At 66.8% G+C, this 17,968-nt stretch carries 16 protein-coding genes, 1 tRNA gene and 1 pseudogene; 9 read left to right on the top strand and 9 right to left on the bottom strand.

Annotated elements, in window-relative coordinates; translation table 11 throughout:
* Positions 1-2: 2 nt before the first annotated feature.
* Positions 3-596: an FHA domain-containing protein FhaB/FipA gene (locus tag E3O42_RS07815; RefSeq protein WP_134453413.1), complete on the bottom strand. Its 594-nt coding sequence runs from the start codon at positions 594-596 to the stop codon at positions 3-5.
* Positions 593-1,339, bottom strand: coding sequence for an FhaA domain-containing protein (locus E3O42_RS07810; RefSeq protein ID WP_134453412.1), 747 nt, complete (start codon positions 1,337-1,339; stop codon positions 593-595). The genes E3O42_RS07815 and E3O42_RS07810 overlap by 4 nt, the downstream gene beginning before the upstream one ends.
* 217 nt (positions 1,340-1,556) lie before the next feature.
* On the opposite strand from E3O42_RS07810, the gene E3O42_RS07805 reads away from it, so the two are divergent.
* Positions 1,557-1,640 (top strand) — tRNA-Leu (locus E3O42_RS07805).
* A 265-nt stretch (positions 1,641-1,905) separates the two neighbouring features.
* The gene (locus tag E3O42_RS07800) at positions 1,906-2,841 is read left to right on the top strand and encodes an aldo/keto reductase (protein ID WP_134453411.1); all 936 of its coding nucleotides are present in this window, start codon (positions 1,906-1,908) and stop codon (positions 2,839-2,841) included.
* Positions 2,842-2,860: 19 nt separating this feature from the next.
* Here the strand turns inward: E3O42_RS07800 and E3O42_RS17960 are convergent, their stop codons facing one another.
* Together E3O42_RS17960 and E3O42_RS07795 are read right to left on the bottom strand one after the other, a co-directional pair.
* Positions 2,861-3,037 (bottom strand): hypothetical protein, encoded by a 177-nt coding sequence (locus E3O42_RS17960; protein ID WP_166787926.1) that lies wholly within the window; start codon positions 3,035-3,037, stop codon positions 2,861-2,863.
* Between the two features lie 221 nt (positions 3,038-3,258).
* Positions 3,259-3,672, bottom strand: a complete 414-nt coding sequence (locus E3O42_RS07795) for a hypothetical protein (protein ID WP_134453410.1) — start codon at positions 3,670-3,672, stop codon at positions 3,259-3,261.
* Positions 3,673-3,795: 123 nt separating this feature from the next.
* On the opposite strand from E3O42_RS07795, the gene E3O42_RS07790 reads away from it, so the two are divergent.
* On the top strand, positions 3,796-4,248 hold the full coding sequence (locus E3O42_RS07790; protein WP_134453460.1) for an S-ribosylhomocysteine lyase: 453 nt from the start codon (positions 3,796-3,798) through the stop codon (positions 4,246-4,248).
* Positions 4,245-5,006 (top strand): 5'-methylthioadenosine/S-adenosylhomocysteine nucleosidase, encoded by a 762-nt coding sequence (gene mtnN, locus E3O42_RS07785; RefSeq protein WP_134453409.1) that lies wholly within the window; start codon positions 4,245-4,247, stop codon positions 5,004-5,006. Before E3O42_RS07790 ends, mtnN begins: the two co-directional genes overlap by 4 nt.
* A 129-nt stretch (positions 5,007-5,135) precedes the next feature.
* Here mtnN and E3O42_RS07780 read toward each other — a convergent pair.
* The 5 genes and pseudogenes from E3O42_RS07780 to E3O42_RS07760 form a co-directional block, all read right to left on the bottom strand.
* Positions 5,136-5,859: pseudogene (locus tag E3O42_RS07780) on the bottom strand (alcohol dehydrogenase catalytic domain-containing protein).
* Positions 5,860-5,935: 76 nt separating this feature from the next.
* Complete coding sequence (locus tag E3O42_RS07775; protein WP_134453408.1) at positions 5,936-6,490, bottom strand: DUF5655 domain-containing protein; 555 nt, start codon at positions 6,488-6,490, stop codon at positions 5,936-5,938.
* A 105-nt stretch (positions 6,491-6,595) separates the two neighbouring features.
* Entirely contained in the window at positions 6,596-9,112 is a 2,517-nt protein-coding gene (locus E3O42_RS07770; protein WP_420897870.1) for a glycoside hydrolase family 65 protein, read from the bottom strand.
* The gene (locus E3O42_RS07765; RefSeq protein ID WP_255455011.1) at positions 9,109-9,837 is read right to left on the bottom strand and encodes an HAD family hydrolase; all 729 of its coding nucleotides are present in this window, start codon (positions 9,835-9,837) and stop codon (positions 9,109-9,111) included. The genes E3O42_RS07770 and E3O42_RS07765 overlap by 4 nt, the downstream gene beginning before the upstream one ends.
* A 307-nt stretch (positions 9,838-10,144) precedes the next feature.
* Positions 10,145-11,638, bottom strand: coding sequence for an MDR family MFS transporter (locus E3O42_RS07760; protein ID WP_134453407.1), 1,494 nt, complete (start codon positions 11,636-11,638; stop codon positions 10,145-10,147).
* 216 nt (positions 11,639-11,854) lie between these two features.
* Here E3O42_RS07760 and E3O42_RS07755 point away from each other — a divergent pair, with 216 nt between their 5' ends.
* The 5 genes from E3O42_RS07755 to E3O42_RS07735 all read left to right on the top strand — a co-directional run bounded on the left by E3O42_RS07755 (position 11,855) and on the right by E3O42_RS07735 (position 17,811).
* Positions 11,855-12,373, top strand: coding sequence for a DinB family protein (locus E3O42_RS07755; RefSeq protein WP_134453406.1), 519 nt, complete (start codon positions 11,855-11,857; stop codon positions 12,371-12,373).
* Between the two features lie 52 nt (positions 12,374-12,425).
* Positions 12,426-13,313 carry a PRD domain-containing protein gene (locus E3O42_RS07750; protein WP_134453405.1) on the top strand — a complete coding sequence of 296 codons (888 nt, stop codon included), beginning with the start codon at positions 12,426-12,428 and terminating at the stop codon, positions 13,311-13,313.
* Between the two features lie 200 nt (positions 13,314-13,513).
* Positions 13,514-15,367, top strand: a complete 1,854-nt coding sequence (locus E3O42_RS07745; protein ID WP_134453404.1) for a beta-glucoside-specific PTS transporter subunit IIABC — start codon at positions 13,514-13,516, stop codon at positions 15,365-15,367.
* An 82-nt stretch (positions 15,368-15,449) separates the two neighbouring features.
* Positions 15,450-16,871 (top strand): glycoside hydrolase family 1 protein, encoded by a 1,422-nt coding sequence (locus E3O42_RS07740; protein WP_134453403.1) that lies wholly within the window; start codon positions 15,450-15,452, stop codon positions 16,869-16,871.
* An 82-nt stretch (positions 16,872-16,953) separates the two neighbouring features.
* Positions 16,954-17,811, top strand: coding sequence for a Cof-type HAD-IIB family hydrolase (locus E3O42_RS07735; RefSeq protein WP_134453402.1), 858 nt, complete (start codon positions 16,954-16,956; stop codon positions 17,809-17,811).
* Positions 17,812-17,968 lie beyond the last annotated feature (157 nt).

Genomic DNA, 17,968 nt, shown 5'->3' with positions numbered 1-17,968 from the left:
CACTACCGCCGAAGCTCGAAGCTTGTCGCGCCGATTTTCACGGTGGTGTTCAGCGGCACCGACGTCGGGACGGCAACACGTTTGCCGTCGAGGAAGGTGCCGTTGGTGGAATCGAGGTCCTGCACCATCCAGTCCTCATGCCAGAGCATCAGACGCGCGTGGTGGGTCGAGGTGTAGTCATCCCGGATGACCAGGCTCGAATCGCTGGACCGGCCAATGGTGATGGGTTCTGAGCCGAGCGGGAACTCGGTGCCGGCCTTCGTGCCGGAGGTGATGACCAGGCGGGTGGCGGTCTGCGTGGTGGCCTTCTCGGGTCCGGCCGGCGGAAGTGGAGCGGCCTTCTGGCGGGAGAACTGCTCGGTGGGTGCAGATGCCGAGGCAGCCGACGGCTGCGTGAACGCTCCGGCAGGTACCGGGGCGGGTGGCGGGGTGGCGAATGGCACGGCGGCCGCAGCGGGCGCATCCGTTGACATCTTGCGCACCCGCTGGCCGAACAGGTCACTGCGCAGGGCGTAGACGATGCCGAAGATGAACAGCCACAGCACCAGCAGGAAGGCCAGGCGGAGGACCAGCAGGGTCAGTTCACTGGGATTCATGTGTTCGGCCCCCAGAATCCGCCCATGTCGTGCCGCTGGTTGGACTGGTCGTCCCGGCGCGGCTCGATTCGTTCGGCGCCGGCCTGGGCGACGACCCTGAAGACGATGCTGGTGCGCCCGATGGTGATCACCGAGTCGGGGTCGAGGATGGCCTGCTTGACGGGGGAACCGTTCAGCTGGGAGCCATTGGTGGAGCCGAGGTCGCGCACCTGGGCGCGGGCGCCGTCCCAGATGATCTCGACGTGGCGGCGGGAGGTGCCGGTGTCGTCGATGGTGATGTCGGCGTCCGAGCCTCGGCCGATGACCGTGCGGGACTTGACGAGCTGGTGGCGGTGTCCGTTGATGTCCACGACCGGTGTCCAGGCGACGGTGCCGTTGACCGAGGTGGAGTCGATCTGGACCATGCCCTCGCTCAGGCCGGGGTCGTTGGCGAACGTGATCGATACGACGCCGGTGAACTGATAGCCCTGCGAGGATGCGTGCTGCTGCACGAGCTGGCTGAGTTCGTCGATGAGGGCGGGACCGAGATCGGACATGCGGCGGAAGTCGGCCTGGGCCAGGCGCACCGTGAAGCGATTGGGCGCGAGGATGCGGTCCCGCGACACGACAGCGGCTTTGGTGTCGAGCTCACGACGCAGCGCTGAGGTGATTTCCACCGGCTGCACGCCCGACTTGAAGGTCTTGGCGAAAGCACCGTTTACGGCGCGCTCAAGGCCTTTCTCAAAGTTATCCAGTATGCCCACAGGTCTCCCGATCCGGTCCGTTTGGCTATGAGCATGTTACTTGCCTCACGTGTTAACTCGCCCAATGGGCGGGTCAGGGCACGGGAAGTCATCCTACGGGGGTACCGGGGCAAGACCACTAATAGGGGGTTTTCCACGGGCCTTCGGGGCGGGGGAGGCTGGGTGAATGGCCTCGAATGGCGTTGGGGCCCTGCGGAATGCTAGGATTTCAAAGTTCGCGCGAGTGGCGGAATTGGCAGACGCGCTGGCTTCAGGTGCCAGTGTTCGAAAGGACGTGGGGGTTCAAGTCCCCCCTCGCGCACAGTGGGTAAGTGCACGATGGATGAATAATCTGCGCGAACAGGGAAGGCCCCCGGGAAACCGGGGGCCTTTCGTCATTCTCGGTGCCGGACGCGACGCTGCACCTCCACGCTCACACGGGATTGACCTGCTCCAGTTCTCAATGGCATCAGTGAGTGTTGTTTTACTTCTGCTGCGCGCGTCCCTACGGTGGAATCACACCGCAGCGGCGCGAGAGGCTCGATCGTGCAGCACCCGCCGCCGGTGGATCACCTGAGAGGACCACTGTGAAGCGTTTCACCATGCCCGGTACCGAGATCGTTGCCCCGAACGTTGTGCTCGGCCTGATGCGGATCGCGGAGAAGTCCGACGACGAGGTGCGCGAACTGGTGCGCACCGCCCGCGACGCCGGCATCGACTTCCTCGACCACGCCGATGTGTACGGCACCGACCTGCACGGGTGCGAGCGCCGGTTCGCCGAGGCGATGCGGCTCACCTCGTCGCAGCGTGACGAGCTGACCATCCAAACCAAGACCGGGATCGTGGGGGATGGGCCGTATTTCGACTTCTCCTATGAGCACATCATCGAATCCGTGGACGGGTCCCTGGCCGCGCTTGAAACGGACCACATCGACATCCTGCTGCTTCACCGCCCCGACGCTCTTGTGGAGCCCGAAGAGGTCGCCCGGGCCTTCGACGAGCTTGAAGCCGCCGGCAAGGTGCGTTCCTTCGGTGTCTCCAATCACACGCCCCGCCAGATCGACCTGCTGAAGAAGCACGTGCGGCAGCCGCTGGTCGCCAACCAGCTGCAGCTGTCGATCACCCACGCGCCGATTGTCGCGCAGGGTGTGGCGGCGAACATGGCCGGCGAACAGCAGTCGCTCACCCTCGACGGGGGCGGGATCCTGGACTACTGCCGACTGAACGACATCACGGTGCAGGCCTGGTCTCCATTCCAGGCCGGTTTCTTTACCGGGGTCTTCCTCGGCTCACCGGAATACCCCGAACTCAACGCCGTCATCGACCGCCTCGCCGCTGCCTACGACGTGCCCGCGATCGCCATCGCCACGGCGTGGATCACCCGGCACCCCGCGCAGATGCAGGTTGTGCTCGGCACCACCAGCCCAGAGCGGGTCGCCGCGGCCGCGTTGGGTTCGGAGATCCCGCTCACCCGCGCCGAATGGTACGAGCTGTTCCGCGCCGCGGGATACCGGGTGCCCTAAGCGCCTCTTTACCGGTCGCTTACCCGGCCACGACGCACGGTGTCGTGACGGTGATCGAGATGCCAGCGGTACCGCCGCGGATCGAGAGGGTGTCGAGGCTGTCCTCGTCGGCGCTGTCCGCGATCTCGAAGATCGGGATGACGACCGAGCCCTGCACCTGCTGGTTGGCGGCACTGCCGCACGGCGCGGTCGTCACCGTCGCGGGTCAGGTCGGGGTCGGTGGTGCGGGTGGCGACCTCGAAGGAGGCTCGCGGCACGCCCTCGACCGTGGTGTCGGCATCGTCGAGCGCTGTGAGCATCTCGGTCACAGTGCCGACTTGGGTAGACACCCGCACCCGCGCGCCGGCCGCTGCGCGGAGGCCCCCAGCCTCGTGTCGATGCCCGCGAAGGGCACCGAGAAGACGGCCCCGTCCCCCGTCACTTCGCCGAGGAACCGCACGAACTCGGTCTGGGGCGACGCCGCGTCGATGGTGAGCCACGAGGAGCCACTTGCCGGGCCGTCCTCCGCGGTGTGATCCCGACGGCCGTGCTCTGCCCGACCGACTCGGCCAGGGCGCGCACGTCCACGCCGGACTGCTCCGCCTCGACGGTGATCGTGGCCGTCCACGCGCCCGGGTTGGCCAACGGCCCGCCGTCTTTGAGGTCGACGGGGCGAATGTCAGCGGTCGCCTCGGCCACCCCGGCGCTCTGACGGAGCGCATCCGTTGCCGTGTTGATCGCCGCCGTGACCTCCGGCGGCGGCCCGGCCAGCAGGCTGCAGCCGGACATCGACGCGGCAACCGCGAGGATCACGGCGCACACCACCACCCGGCCAAGCCCCCGCGTCCCCATCGGATCAGTATTCCGCACTCCGGCAGCCCTGGGGTGCGCCGGGCCCGCCTGTTACTGTCGATTGGTCACCCGGCACCGGGCCGACACCACTGTTTGCAGGGAGCTCACGTGAACCAGCCACGCATGAACGTCGAGTCATTCAACCTCGACCACCGCACCGTCGTCGCGCCCTTCGTGCGCCTGGCCGACACCAAGGTCCTGCCGCTGGGCGACATCATCGTGAAGTACGACGTGCGCTTCACCCAGCCCAACGTCGCCCATCTGGAGATGCCGGCGGTGCACTCGATCGAGCACCTGTTCGCCGAGCACTCCCGCAACCACTCGGCGCGGGTCGTCGACTTCTCGCCGATGGGCTGCCAGACCGGGTTCTACCTGATCCTGCAGGGCCAGCCGGAGTTCACCGAAGTGCTCGAACTGATCGAGGCCACCATGACCGACATCCTCGGCGCCACCGAGGTGCCGGCGGCCAACGAGGTGCAGTGCGGCTGGGGGGCCAACCACTCGCTCAGCGCCGCACAGGAGGCCGTGACGGTGTTCCTGGCCGGCCGCGACGGCTGGTCCAACGTCACCGCATGAGCACCGTCGACGCCAGCGGAACTAGCAGCCCTGACGCGATCATCCTGGTCGCGATGGCGGAGGAGGCCGCACCGTTCCTGGCGGCGGCCACCGTCGGAGGCACTGCCGACGCACCTCCAGTCACCGTGGGCAAGGCGCTCCATTACCGTCTGACGCTCGCCGGGCGCGAGGTACTGCTCGTGCAGGGCGGCATCGGGCTGGTCAACGCGGCGGGCGCAACGACATCCGCCATTCTCGGCGCCCGCACGGCCGACCCGACCGCGACGCCGCTGGTGATCAGCGCCGGTTCGGCCGGCGGGGTGGGTGTACAGGTGCGGGTCGGTGAGGTCGTCATCGGCAGCGAATGCCTCAACAGCGACGCGGATGCCCGCCCGTTCGGGTACGCCCTCGGCCAGGTGCCCGGCATGCCGGCCCGGTATGACGGTGCCGCCGCGGCCCTCGACGCCGCAGAATCCCCGACCCGGATGCCCGACGGGTCCGCCCTGGTCGTGCAGCGCGGCCTGATGGTCTCCAATGACAAATTCGTGGGCGCCGGGCTCGCCGAGAGCCTGCGCGTGCTGTTCCCGGGAGTTCTCTCCACCGACATGGAATCCGTGGGGATCGCACAGACCTGCTTCGCCTACGGCGTGCCTTTTGTGGCCATCCGCGGCATCTCGGATCTGTGTGGACCCGTGGGCGATCACCTCACCCACGTGGACGATGCGGCGGAACGCTCGGCCGTGGTGGTGCTGGAGACCCTGCGGCAGCTCGCGCGGTGACGGGCCCGGCCGCGCTCGGACGCGGCCAACTGGTTCCCGTACGGGCAATAGCGCCCGGTGCGCCGGACGCAAATGTCCGCAGCGGCAACAGTTGAGGCCGTCTGGTGCCGAGCCGGGAGCCCGGGCAGCTCAGTCGAAGAGGATGACTTGCCGCACGGCGTTGCCGTCGGCCAGGGTGTCCATGTCCTCGTTGATGTCCTCGAGCCGGATGTGGCTGGAGATGAGACTCTCCACGGGCAGTTTGCCCTCCCGTCAGAGCTGCGCATAGAGCGGAATGTCCCTGGCGGGCACGGCGGAGCCCAGGTAGCTGCCGACGATGGTGCGCGTCTCGGCGGTGATCGTGAGCGGGGACACCGACGCGAGCTGATCGGCAGCGGGCAGCCCCACGGTGACGGTGGTTCCGCCGGCAGCGGTGATGCGCACGGCGGTCTCGAAGGCACGCGGATGCCCGGCCGCCTCGATGACCACGTTCGCCCGGATGCCCTGCTCGATGGCGTCCTCCGGCGGCGCTACCCGGGATGCAGGGCACCTTGCCGTCGGTGTGGCAGCCGGCGCAGTCGCCGCAGCGGGGCAGGAACGCCATCACAACGCGTTGGCCGACATGGAGGTTGCCGACCCCGGCACCCAGCTCCGCCACCCGGCCGGCCGCCTCGTGGCCGAGCAGCATCGGGGTGGGCCGCACCCGGCTGCCGGTGACGACCGAGAGGTGGGAGTGGCAGAGGCCCGCGGCCTCGATCTTGACGAGGATCTCGCCGGGACCCGGACCCTCGAGCTGCAGGTCGAGGATCTCCAGGGGCCGTGAAGTCCGGTATGGCCGGGCGGCTGCGACGACGGTGTCGGAATCCACGATGATCTCCTCGGTGACGGGTGCCCAACCAGGATCCCCAAGTCGCGCAACGGACGCGAAGCGTGCGACAGACCGACCGGGCTCAGGCGGCCTCGTAGGCGCGGCGCAGCCAGTCGAGCACCTCGGGGGTGAGATCGGCCGGGTCGGCCAGGCGCAGCCGGTGGGTGACCATGCTGTTCCAGCTGCCGGATGCCTCGAGCGCCGCGGCGCCGTAGACACCGGGCAGCTTGAGGCCCAGGTCGAGCCGGCCGGCGGTGACCTGTACGATCGCGAACTTCCCAGAGCCCTTGAGCAGGCTGATATAGCTGTTCGTGGGCGCCAGGTTCACCTCGCCGAGTTGGCGGGCATGGGCAACGAGCGCGTCGTAGCTGGCCCGCCAGTGCGCCTTGGCCCCGCTGAACTGGGCGTTGATCTTCTCATCGACGGGTAGGCGCTGGCCGGGCACCTGGCCCAGGGCCGAGACCAGGGCCATGGAATGGCCGGTGCCGAGGCCGTAGTCATCCTTCAGCCAGGCCACGATGCTGGCCGTCTTCACGTCGGGGCCGAGCAGGCCTTTGGCGGCCGCTGCGGCGCGGAAGTCTTCCGGACCGAGGCCGGTCCTGGCCTTGATCGTGTCCAGGTACGCCTGGGAGGTCATGGAGCTCCTCGCGATGGGTGGCCGTGGCCACAATCGATGTCTGTGGCGTTAACGTAGCAGGGCCGCGCATCCGGGTGGATGCGCGGCCCTGCGGCTGTGCGAATGCTAGTCGAGCGTGGGCAGCTGTTCGGTGATGTGCGCGATCGTGGGGATCGACGAGGTGATCACCGTGCCATCGGCGCGACGGCTGTCCTCGATGAGCGCCGCCGTGGGAGCACCGGGGTCGCGGGCGCCCTGGTGCGACAACGGAACCGTCTCCGGCTGGCCGGCCGTCACGATGACCTGCAGGCCGCGCACGGTGAGTCGCGCCTCTGTGCCCTCCTCGATGCTGAGGTGCACGCTGGATTGCGTGATCGCCACGCGCAGGCGGCTGCCCTTCAGCGTGACGCGGAAGACCAGCTCATCCCAGTCCTCCGGCAGGCGCGGGTCGAGCGTGATGCGCCCACTGTGGTCGCGCAAGCCACCGAACCCGAAGACCAGCGCGCTCCACACGCCACCGGCGGATGCGACGTGCACGCCGTCCTGCGCGTTGTGGTGCAGGTCGGCGAGGTCAACGAACAGCCCGGAGGTGAAGTAGTTCAACGCGAGCTCGTGGTAGCCCACCTCGGCGGCGATGATCGATTGCACGACATCCGACAGCGTGGAGTCGCCCGTGGTCAGCGGGTCGTAGTAGTCGAAGTCGGCGCGTTTCTCTTCCGGCGTGAACTGGTCGCCCTGCAACAGCAGCGCCAGCACCACGTCGGCCTGCTTGAGCACCTGGAAACGGTAGATCACCAGCGGGTGGTAGTGCAGCAGCAGCGGCCGGTTCTCCGGCGGGGTAGCGGTGAGGTCCCAGCGTTCCTTCTCCAGGAACTGGGCGTCCTGCGGGTGGATGCCGAGGTTGCGGTCGAAGGGGATGTGCATCGCCTCGGCGGCGAATGACCACTCCATCACCTCGGCCTCATCGAGCTTGAGGCGGGCGGACATGGAGTCGAACGAGGCCCGGTCCACCGAGAAGAGCCGGCGCACGCTCTTCACCGCGGCGCGCAGGTTGGAGCGCGCCATGATGTTCGTGTACAGGTTGTCGTTGACGACGGTGGTGTACTCGTCGGGGCCGGTAACGCCGTGGATATGGAAAACGTCGTTTCCGTTGCCGCGCCAGAAGCCCAGGTCGGCCCACATCCGGGCGGTTTCCACCAGGATGTCGATGGCTTCGCGGGCGAGGAAGTCCTCATCGCCGGTGGCCGCGACGTACTGGCTGAGCGCATAGGAGATGTCGGCGTCGATGTGATACTGCGCCGTACCGGCCGCGTAATAGGCGCTGGATTCGAGCCCGTTGATGGTGCGCCACGGGAACAGGGCGCCGAGCTGGTTGAGCTCGGTGGCGCGGGCGCGGGCGTGGTCGAGCATGCCGTGCCGGAACCGCAGTGCGTTCCGTGCCGCGTTCGGCGACGTGTAGGTGAGGAACGGCAGCACGTACACCTCGGTGTCCCAGAAGTAGTGCCCGCCGTAGCCGGAACCGGACACCCCCTTGGCAGAGACACCCTGGCCGTCGGCGCGCATGGACGCCTGGGCGAGCTGGAAGAAGTTCCACCGGGTGGCCTGCTGCAGAGCCGGCTGGCCGGGCAGTTCGACATCCGTGCGGGCCCAGAACGCGTCCAGCCAGTCGCGCTGCTCCTGGATGAGCGCGGCGATGCCGGCTTCCTTGGCGCGGTCGAGCGTGCGGTCGCAGCGGTCGGCGAGCTCGTGCGTTGGCACTCCGGCAGAGGTGTGGTAGCTGAGCAGCTTGGTGATGCGGATGGGGTTGCCCATCTTGGCTTTCACCTTGTACACGTGCTTGGCCAGGTCGTCGCCCAGCTGGGACGACTCGTCGAAGTCGTTGATCGTGTCAATCGAGTGGTCGGAGGCCGTGGCGATGGTCATGCCCGAGTTGGTGCACCGGAAGCCCAGGATGTAGCGGCCGTTGTTGGCTCGCTTCAACCGCGGCTGCAATACCCGATCGGTGAACGACTCGGCGCGGCGGGGATCCCAGTCGTTCGCCGAACCGGACTTGGGCCGGTCGTACTCGCCGATGCCGTCCTGCCGGTTGAGGGTCTGGCTGGAGATGACGACCGACGCGTCGGAGTCGAGCATGGTGACCTCGTACTCGAGCACGGCGAGGTGGCGTTCGGTGAACGAGACCATGCGACGCGAGCGGATCAGTACCTGCTTGCCCGACGGGGTACGCCAGACCAGCGAACGCGACAGGATGCCATCGGCGAAGTCGAGCCGTCGCTCGTAGCTGAGCAGTTCGGCGAGGGTGAGCACCAGGGGCTCGTCGTCGACGTAGATGCGGATGATCTTCGCATCCGGAGCGTTGACGATGGTCTGGCCAACCCTGGCGAAACCGAACGCTTCTTCGGCGTGCCGGATGGGCCAGGTCTCGTGGAACCCGTTGATGAAGGTGCCGTGCACGTGGCCGTCGCGGCCCTCGTCGACGTTGCCGCGGAGCCCCAGGTAGCCGTTGCCGACGGCGAACAGGGTCTCGGTGCGGCCCATGTCGTTGCCGGAGAAGTCGCTCTCCACCAGCGCCCACTCGTCGAGCGGGAACCGGCTGCGGTCGAGTGGATCGGAGAGGTTCTGGATGGTCGCGTCCATGGTCATGCGCGGACTCCACTCGGTGTCAGGACGGTGCTGCCGATCAGCGGCAGGAGTTCGTCGAGGTCGGTGACGACGGTGTCGGCCCCGGCCTCGAACAGCACGTGGGAGCCGACGCCTCGGTCCACGCCGAGCACCAGGCCGAAGTCGCCGGCACGGCCGGACTGGATGCCGGACTCAGCGTCTTCGACGACCACGCACTGGGCGGCAGTGAGGCCAAGCAATTCGCCGGCGAACGCGTAGGTGTCGGGGGCGGGCTTGCCGGCGAGCTTCTCTGCACGGGCGCGCACACCGTCGACGACGATCTCGAACCTGTCGCGCAGGGCCGCGGCGGTGAGGACCATCTCACCGTTGAGGGAGCTGGTGACCACGGCGACCTGCAGGCCGGCGGCGACGACGGCGTCGAGGAACCGGAGCGAACCGGGGTACGGGCTCACGCCGTCTTCGGCGAGGGTCTCGTTGAAAGCCTTGTTCTTGCGGTTGCCGAGGCCGCAGACGGTCTCGAGCTCCGGCGCATCCGTGGGATCACCGTCGGGCACGGTGAGGCCGCGGGAGGCCAGCAGCGAGCGCACGCCGTCGTAGCGGGGCTTGCCGTCGATGTAGCCGAAGTAATCCGCGTCGGTATAAGCCCGGACGCCCTTCGACTCGAGGAACGGGGTGAACAGTCGCGACCACGCGCTCATGTGCACCTCGGCGGTGGGGGTGAGTACACCGTCGAGGTCAAAGAGCACGCCACGCGCGCCCAGGATCCGGTCTCGGGTCTCAGCTGGAGTAAGAGGGGAGTGGGGGGAAGTCAATATGGTGCCCTGCTTGGTAGGTGCGTGAAGAAATGATGGCTAAAACCGGGTAGTCGAGCTTGTCACTTGGCCTGCGGATCACGAAATTCTGGGGGATGTCGCCTCCGGCCAGGGAGACGGAGAACGTGCATGTCGATCCTAGGTCGCGGACCCGTCCAACGGGGTGCCGAAGTGTTAACGTTCTGTTGCCAATCTCACCCCGCGCCCACCGAATCAGCCTGTTGAGCGCTGGGACCCGCGCTCAGTGAGACAACATGGGCGCGTCGTGCGAGTCGGTGACCGACGGGGCAGGCTTGCGGATGAAGAACGCGAGCGGGATCGCGAAGAGCGAGATGATCGCGCCATAGAGAAAGGCGCTCTGGGTGCCCGCCGCGGTGGCGGCGACCTCGCCGGCGCCGTTGGCGAGCTGCGTCGCAGCGGTCGAGGACATCACCGTGACGAACAGCGCTGTTCCCGCCGCACCGGCCAGCTGCTGGGCGGTGCCGACGACGGCGCTGCCGTGCGAGTAGAGCTGGGGCCGAAGGGAGGCGAGCGCCGACGTGAACAGGGGGGTGAACAGGAACGCCAGGCCGAAGCTGAGGGCCACGTGGGCCACGAGCACCCACCAGAACGGCGTCGTGGCGGTGAGCATGGTGAGGAACCAGAACGCGCCACTGACGATGATCGACCCGGGAACGAGGAGGACGGTCGGACCGAACCTGTCGTAGAAGCGGCCGACGAACGGGGCGAGCAGGCCCATCGTGAGACCGCCGGGCAGCAGCAGCAGGCCGGTGGCGAGGGCATCCAGGCCGAGGACGGTCTGCATGTAGATCGGCAGCAGGATCAGGGTGCCGAACAGGGCCATCATGCTGACGGCGAGCATCACGATAGCGAAGCTGAAGGTACGCGAGACGAAGGTGCGCAGGTCGAGCAGGGCCCTGTCGGTGCGCTGCAGCGCGAGCTGGCGCCAGACGAACAGGGCGATCGCCACCACACCGATGCCCAGAGGCACGAGACCGGCGGCGGCGTTTCCGGTGGCGGCTTCACCGAGGTTGCTCAGCCCGTAGACCAGGCCGCCGAAGCCGAAAGCGGAGAGGATCACCGAGACGACGTCGAGGGGCACCTTGACGGGCTCGGTGACGTTCTTGATGCGGGCGGCGCCGAGGGCCAGGGAGCCGACGGCGATCGGCAGCACGAGGATGAACATCCAGCGCCAGTCGAGCACGCTGAGGATGAGTCCGGAGATGGTGGGGCCGATCGCCGGGGCGACCGAGATCACGATGGAGATGTTGCCCATGGTCTTGCCGCGAGCGGCCGGCGCCACCAGGGTCATCACGGTGGTCATCAGCAGCGGCATCATGATGGCGGTGCCCATGGCCTGCACCACCCGGCCCACGATGAGCACCTCGAAGCCCGGCGCGAGGGCGGCGATGAGGGTGCCGGTGCTGAACAGGGTCATCGCGGCCAGGAAGACCGGGCGGGTGTTGAACCTCTGCAGCAGGAAGCCGGTGATGGGGATCACCACGGCCATGGTGAGCATGAACGCGGTGGTCAGCCACTGGGCGGCGCTGGCCGTGATGTTCAGGTCTCTCATCAGGTGCGGCAGCGCCACGCCCATGATGGTCTCGTTGAGGATGACGACGAACGCGGACACCAGCAGCAGTGAGATGACGAGCTTGGTGCCGGCGGCATCCGGGGCGTTGCCGATCGACGCGACGGGGGCGGTGGTGGTGGTGGTGACGGCGGAGTCTGTCATCGGGGTCCTAACGAAACGGGCACGAGTGCGACCCCAATATGAGGCGCCAATGCTTCAACCAGAATGCGCGGGTTATGTTCCCGAATCGGACAATTGCGTCCGGCGCCCCCGGACGCTTCGGCAACTGAAACGCAGCGGATGCGATTGGCAGGAGGAGCACGATTTATGGCAGTCGATTCCCGCCGCCGGGCGGGGCGGCCTCCCTAGGCTGTGTCCATGCCGATCACCCCCGATACCAAAGACTGGACCTGGGTGCTCGAGCGCCCCTGCGCCGAATGCGGATTCTCCGCCGCCGACCTGGACTACGACGACGTTCCCGCCCTTGTGCGTCAGAACGCGGCCGCCTGGGCACCCGTGCTCGACAGAGCGGATGTTGCGGTGCGGCCAGACGACGCGACCTGGTCGGCGTTGGAGTACGCGGCCCACGTGCGTGACGTGTTCCGAATCTTCGACCTGCGGTTGGGCCTGATCCTCGGCGAGGATGACCCGCTTTTCGCGAACTGGGACCAGGACGCCACCGCCGTGGCCGAGCGCTACAACGAGCAGGACCCGCAGGTCGTGGCGGCGGAGCTGACCGTGGCCGCGGCATCCGTCGCCGACGCGTTCGCCGCCGTGCCCCCCGCCGAACGCCAGCGCACCGGCCGCCGCAGCGACGGCGCACGCTTCACCGTGACCACTCTGGCCCAGTACTTCGTGCACGACCCGACGCACCACCTGCACGACGTCTCCCGCTGACCGACAGGTGGCGACCCAGCAACCGGGATGGCCGACGCTGTAAACTTCGGCCATGACGACGGACCGCAGGGTGCCGCGCACCCCGGCCGTGGTGGCGCACAAGGTGCTCAACAACAATGTCGTCATTTCCGTCGACACGTCGGGGCAGGAACGGGTGCTGATGGGGCGCGGGTTGGGTTTCCAACTGCAACCCACCGACACCATCGACCCGGCCAAGGTTGAAAAGACCTTCATCCTCGAGCAGGGTAGCGGCGCCGATCACGCCCGGCAGCTCCTCGCCTCCGTGCCGTACCCGGTCATCGAAGCCGTCACGGCCGCAGTCGACGAGGCCGAACGGACCCTGGGCCGCAGCCTCGGGCGGCGCCTTCCGCTGGCCATCATCGACCACGTGCAATACGTGCTGGAGCGGATGGAGAAGGGGATCCGCATTCCGAGCACGGCGATGCCCGAGCTTCGCGTGCTGCACCCGCAGGAGTTCGATGCGGCGGCGGCGATGGCGCGGTCGGTGAGCGCCAGCCTGCAGACCGACCTCCCCCAGGAGGAGGCTGTATTCCTCACGATGCATATTCTCAATGCGACCCGCGACGAGCCCAACGGAACCGCGGCGCTGCTCTTCCGCCGGGTGCAGCACGTGGTGACGACGGTCGAGGGCGGCCTCGGCGTGCAGCTGAACGTGGCGAGCCCGGACTACGCGCGGTTCATCCTGCACATCCAATTCCTCCTGCAGCGGCTCGTCGCGAAGTCGATGCTGCGCGGGTCGGATACGTCGTTCTTCGAGTTCGCCAAACACAGTTACCCCCGGTCCTACGCCATCGCCGCCGACGTCAAGCTGTACGTCAGTGAAGCCACCGGCTCCGACCTCACCGACGAGGAACTGTTGTACGTGATCGTGCATGTCGAGCGCCTGGCCAACCAGGTTGTTGACGGCCAGGCGCCCTGAGCGTGTGATAGCGTGAGCGACGCAGGGCGAAGACGACCTGTGGAAGCATCCCGGATTGTTACTGCGTAAGCAGGCAAAACCTGGACTCTCATCGCATTGAGCGGTGTCTGAGTTCAGGTCTTTTTTTTGCCCAAAATCCGTGAACCGCTTTGTTGGAGAAGAAGAAGCCGCGATGTCGCGGCGGAAGGTGAACCAGAACCATGGATTATCCCAAGACCGCTGCTGCGGTTCTCAAGGGCGTGGGCGGCGAAGACAATGTCTCGTCGCTGGTGCATTGCGCCACCCGGCTGCGGTTTGTGATCAAGGACGACGCCAAGGTCGACAAGGCCGCTGTGAAGGCCACAGCCGGCGTGATCGCGACCGCCGAGGCCGGCGGCCAGTACCAGGTCGTCATCGGCAATGAGGTTCCAGAGGTCTTCGAGGAGATCGCCAAGATCTCAAAGCTCGGTGGCGCCGCATCGAACGAGAAGTCGGCGTCGGATGGCCCGAAGGGCAACCTGCTCAACCGTTTCATCGCGATGATTTCGGCGATCTTCACCCCGCTGCTGTGGGCCCTGGCGGGAACGGGCCTACTAAAGGCCTTCCTGGCGGCCGCGGCGACTTTCGGCTGGATCGACACGGCCACCACGACCTATGCGATCCTCAACGCCCTCTCTGACTCCTTCATCAACTTCCTGCCGCTCGCCATTGCGATCACCGCAGCCAAGTACTTCAACGCGAGCCAGTTCACCTCCCTCGCCATCGCCGGCGCCCTCGTCTACCCGTCGATCGTGGCGCTCAACGGCGTGCCGGACATTACCTTCTTCGGTATCCCGGTCACGATGGTCAGCTACGTCTCGAGCGTCATCCCGATCATCGTTGTGGTCTGGCTGCAAAGTCATGGCGAGCGGTTCCTCTACGCCGCGCTGCCGTCCGCGATTCGCCGCTTCGTCACCCCGATGATCATGGTTCTCGTTCTGGTTCCACTGGTCTTCCTGGTCATCGGCCCGCTATCGAACGTGATCAGCACCGGGCTCGCCGGCGGCATCGGCTGGGTCTTCAGCGTGGTGCCGTGGCTCGGTGGAGCCATCATGGGTGGCCTCTGGCAGGTCTTCGTGATCTTCGGACTGCATTGGGGCATCGTGCCGTTGATGACGGCCGAGCTCCAGAGCACCGGTTTGGTCTACATCCTCGCGCCGCTCTTCGCCGCCGTGCTCGCCCAGGCCGCGGCCGTCGCGGGTGTCTGGGTGCGCACCAAGAACAAGGACCTGAAATCCCTCGCGGCTCCCGCCACGCTTTCCGGCTTCCTCGCCGGCGTCACCGAACCCGCAATCTACGGTGTGAACCTGCCCCTGAAGCGTCCGTTCGTCTACGGAATCGTCGGTGGTGTTCTCGGTGGCGCCCTGATCTCAGCGGGAGGCGTGGCAGCGAACGCGTTCGTGCTCCCCTCCGGCCTCGGCCTTCCCGCGCTGTTCAGCGAGGGAAATATTGTCATGTTGTTCCTCGGCCTCGCGGTCGCGATCGTCGTGCCGTTCCTCCTTACCGTCATCGTCGGTTTCACGGATCCGGTCGAAGAGGCCGCGGCCGTCGCCTCGAACACTGACCTCCAGGTGCTCAGCCCGCTGGACGGGACCGCCGTTGCGCTCACCGAGGTTCCGGATGCCGTCTTCGCCGGAGGTGCCCTTGGCGCTGGAGTCGCGATCATTCCTCGCGTCGGTGCGCTGTACGCCCCCTTCGACGCCGTGGTCGCCGCGGCCTTCCCGACCGGGCATGCCATCGGACTGCAGCACGCCGACGGTGCGGAGCTGCTGATCCATGTCGGCATCGACACCGTCAAGCTCGGCGGTAAGCACTTCACCCTGAAGGTGGAAAAGGGCCAGCGCGTCGCGGCCGGCGACCTCCTGCTGGAGTTCGACATCCCCGCGATCACGGCGGCCGGCTACGACGTGACCACCCCGGTCATCATCACGAACCCCAAGAAGTACCCGACCATCGATTCACCCACCGTGGGCCCGGTGGCGCACGGCGATGCCCTCTTCCTCGCCATCGCCGAAGAAGAACTGGCCCTCGCCTGAGCCGACACAAAGGAACGACAGGTGGAGGAGCGGCCCGTCCGCTCCTCCACCCCATGCAGCGCGTAATAGAAGGAGTACACGAATGAGCACGTCATCAACTTTCCCGTCCGATTTCCTCTGGGGCGGCGCCATCGCCGCGAACCAGATCGAGGGCGGTTACAAGGAGGGCGGCAAGGGCCTGTCGATCCAGGACGTCATGCCCCAGGGCATCACCACGCCGCGCACTGAGGGGCCCACCGACGACAACCTCAAGCAGGTTGCCATCGACTTTTACCACCGCTACGCCGAAGACATCGCCCTGTTCGCCGAGATGGGCTTCAAGACCTTCCGCTTCTCCATCGCCTGGAGCCGGATCTTCCCGCTGGGAGACGAGGCCGAGCCCAACGAAGAAGGCCTCGCCTTCTACGACCGGGTTCTCGATGAGTGCGAGAAGCACGGCATCGAGCCGCTGGTGACGATCTCGCACTACGAGACGCCCCTGCACCTGACCGAGACCTACGACGGCTGGGTCAACCGCGACCTGATCGGCTTCTACGAGCGATATGCGCGCGCGCTGTTCGCCCGCTACGGCGCTCGGGTGAAGTACTGGCTCACGTTCAACGAGATCAACTCCGTGCTGCACGCACCGCTGCTGTCCGGCGGCATCAACACCCCAAAGGACCAGCTCACCAAGACCGACCTCTACCAAGCCGTGCACAACGAGCTCGTCGCCAGCGCCCTGGCCACCAAGGCCGCCAGGGAGCTCGCTCCCAACGCCCAGGTGGGCTGCATGATCCTCGCCATGCCGGTGTACCCGCTGTCGCCGGACCCCGACGACGTGATGGCGTCGCTCACCACGGAACGCACCAACCTCGCGTTCGGCGACATCCACGTGCGCGGCGAATACCCGGGCTACTACCTGCGGAGCCTGCGTGACCAGGGCGTCGACCTGGTGGTCACCGATGAGGACCGCGCGGTCCTCAAAGAGAACACCGTCGACTTCGTCTCCTTCAGCTACTACGTGAGTGTGGCCGAGACCGCTGACGAGTCGAAGCGGGTCATGGGCGAGGGCAACCTCTTCCCCGGCGTGCGCAACCCGACGCTTAAGGCGTCCGAGTGGGGCTGGCAGATCGACCCCGTCGGCCTGCGCATCGTGCTCAACCAGTTCTGGGACCGCTGGCAGAAGCCGCTCTTCATCGTGGAGAACGGCCTAGGCGCCAAGGACGAGCTCGTCGAGGTCGACGGCCGCAAGACCGTCATCGACGACTACCGCATCGCCTACTTCAACGACCACCTCGTGCAGGTCGGTGAGGCCATCACCGACGGCGTCGACGTGATGGGCTACACCTCGTGGGGTTGCATCGACCTTGTCAGCGCGAGTACGGCGCAGATGAGCAAGCGTTACGGCTTCATCTACGTGGACCGCAACGACGACGGTTCTGGCACCCTGGACCGGTACAAGAAGAAGTCCTTCGACTGGTACGCCGGGGTCATCCGGTCCAACGGCGCAAGCCTCACCCGGTAGCGTCGGAACATACGTCATAACCCCTTGGGTGGTCTCCGGGACGCGTTTCGATCTCCGGAGACCGCCTCGTTTGGAGCTCCACATGATTTCTCCCCGCATAGCGTTCCTCGACGTGGACGGCACCCTCATCGACTCGAGCGAAGTTGTCGCCCCGTCCACCATCGAGGCGGTGCGCACCGCCCGCGCGAACGGTCACCTGGTCTACCTCAGCACCGGACGGGCCTCGGTGGAGATCTACCCGGCGATCCGCGACATCGGCTTCGATGGCGCCATCAGTGCCGGTGGAGGGTTCGCCGAGATCGGCGATGAACTCGTGATCTCCCGCACTATGCCAGAGGATGCGGTCGCCCGGATGGTCGGCTTCTATGAGGAGTCAGGGTATGACTTCTACCTGCAGGCCTTCGACGAACTGTTCCCGAGCCCCGGTGTCCGGGGGCGGTTCGCGACCTACCTGCAGGACGACCAGGAGCGCAGGGGCGAGGTGCGCACCGACCTGGAAGCCGTCACCGACGCCGACGAACACCCCGCTCTGAAGGCGTTCGCGAACGTGCGCCCGCTCAGCTACACGGGCATTGCGAAGTCGGTGTTCCTCGCCGCCGACCTGATGGCATACGACAGGGTGTCGGAAGCGCTCAGCGGAGACTTCCACGTGATCACCGGCACCGTCCCGCACATGGGCAGGGGCAGCGGCGAGGTCACCCTCGACGGGGTGAACAAGGGCACGACGGTCCTGCAGCTGCTCGACATGATCGGCCTCGACGCGGCATCCGCGATCGGCATCGGCGACAGCACCAACGACATCGAGATGCTGCAGGTCTGCGGCGTCGGCATCGCCATGGCCAATGCCACCGACGTGGTCAAGGCGCACGCCGACGAGGTCACGACCAGTGTGCGCGAGGACGGCGTGTGGAACGCGTTCCGCCGCCACGGGCTGATCTGAGTCGCCACGAGCGCAACTGTTGCCGAATCGGACTTCTGCGTCCGGCGTACCGGGGGTGGATTCAACCGGTCGATGCAACACTGCCGTCTTGTTGGTCTGAGAGTAGCTGGTTCAGGGCTTCGCGGGGCGTGGCTGCGTCGAGTCGTTTTCGGGGGCG

Origin of the sequence: Cryobacterium adonitolivorans (genome assembly GCF_004402695.1) — a bacterium.
Classification (GTDB): Bacteria; Actinomycetota; Actinomycetes; order Actinomycetales; family Microbacteriaceae; genus Cryobacterium; species Cryobacterium adonitolivorans.
Note: the sequence above shows the minus strand (reverse complement) of the source record. Positions and strands in the feature narration are given on the sequence as shown.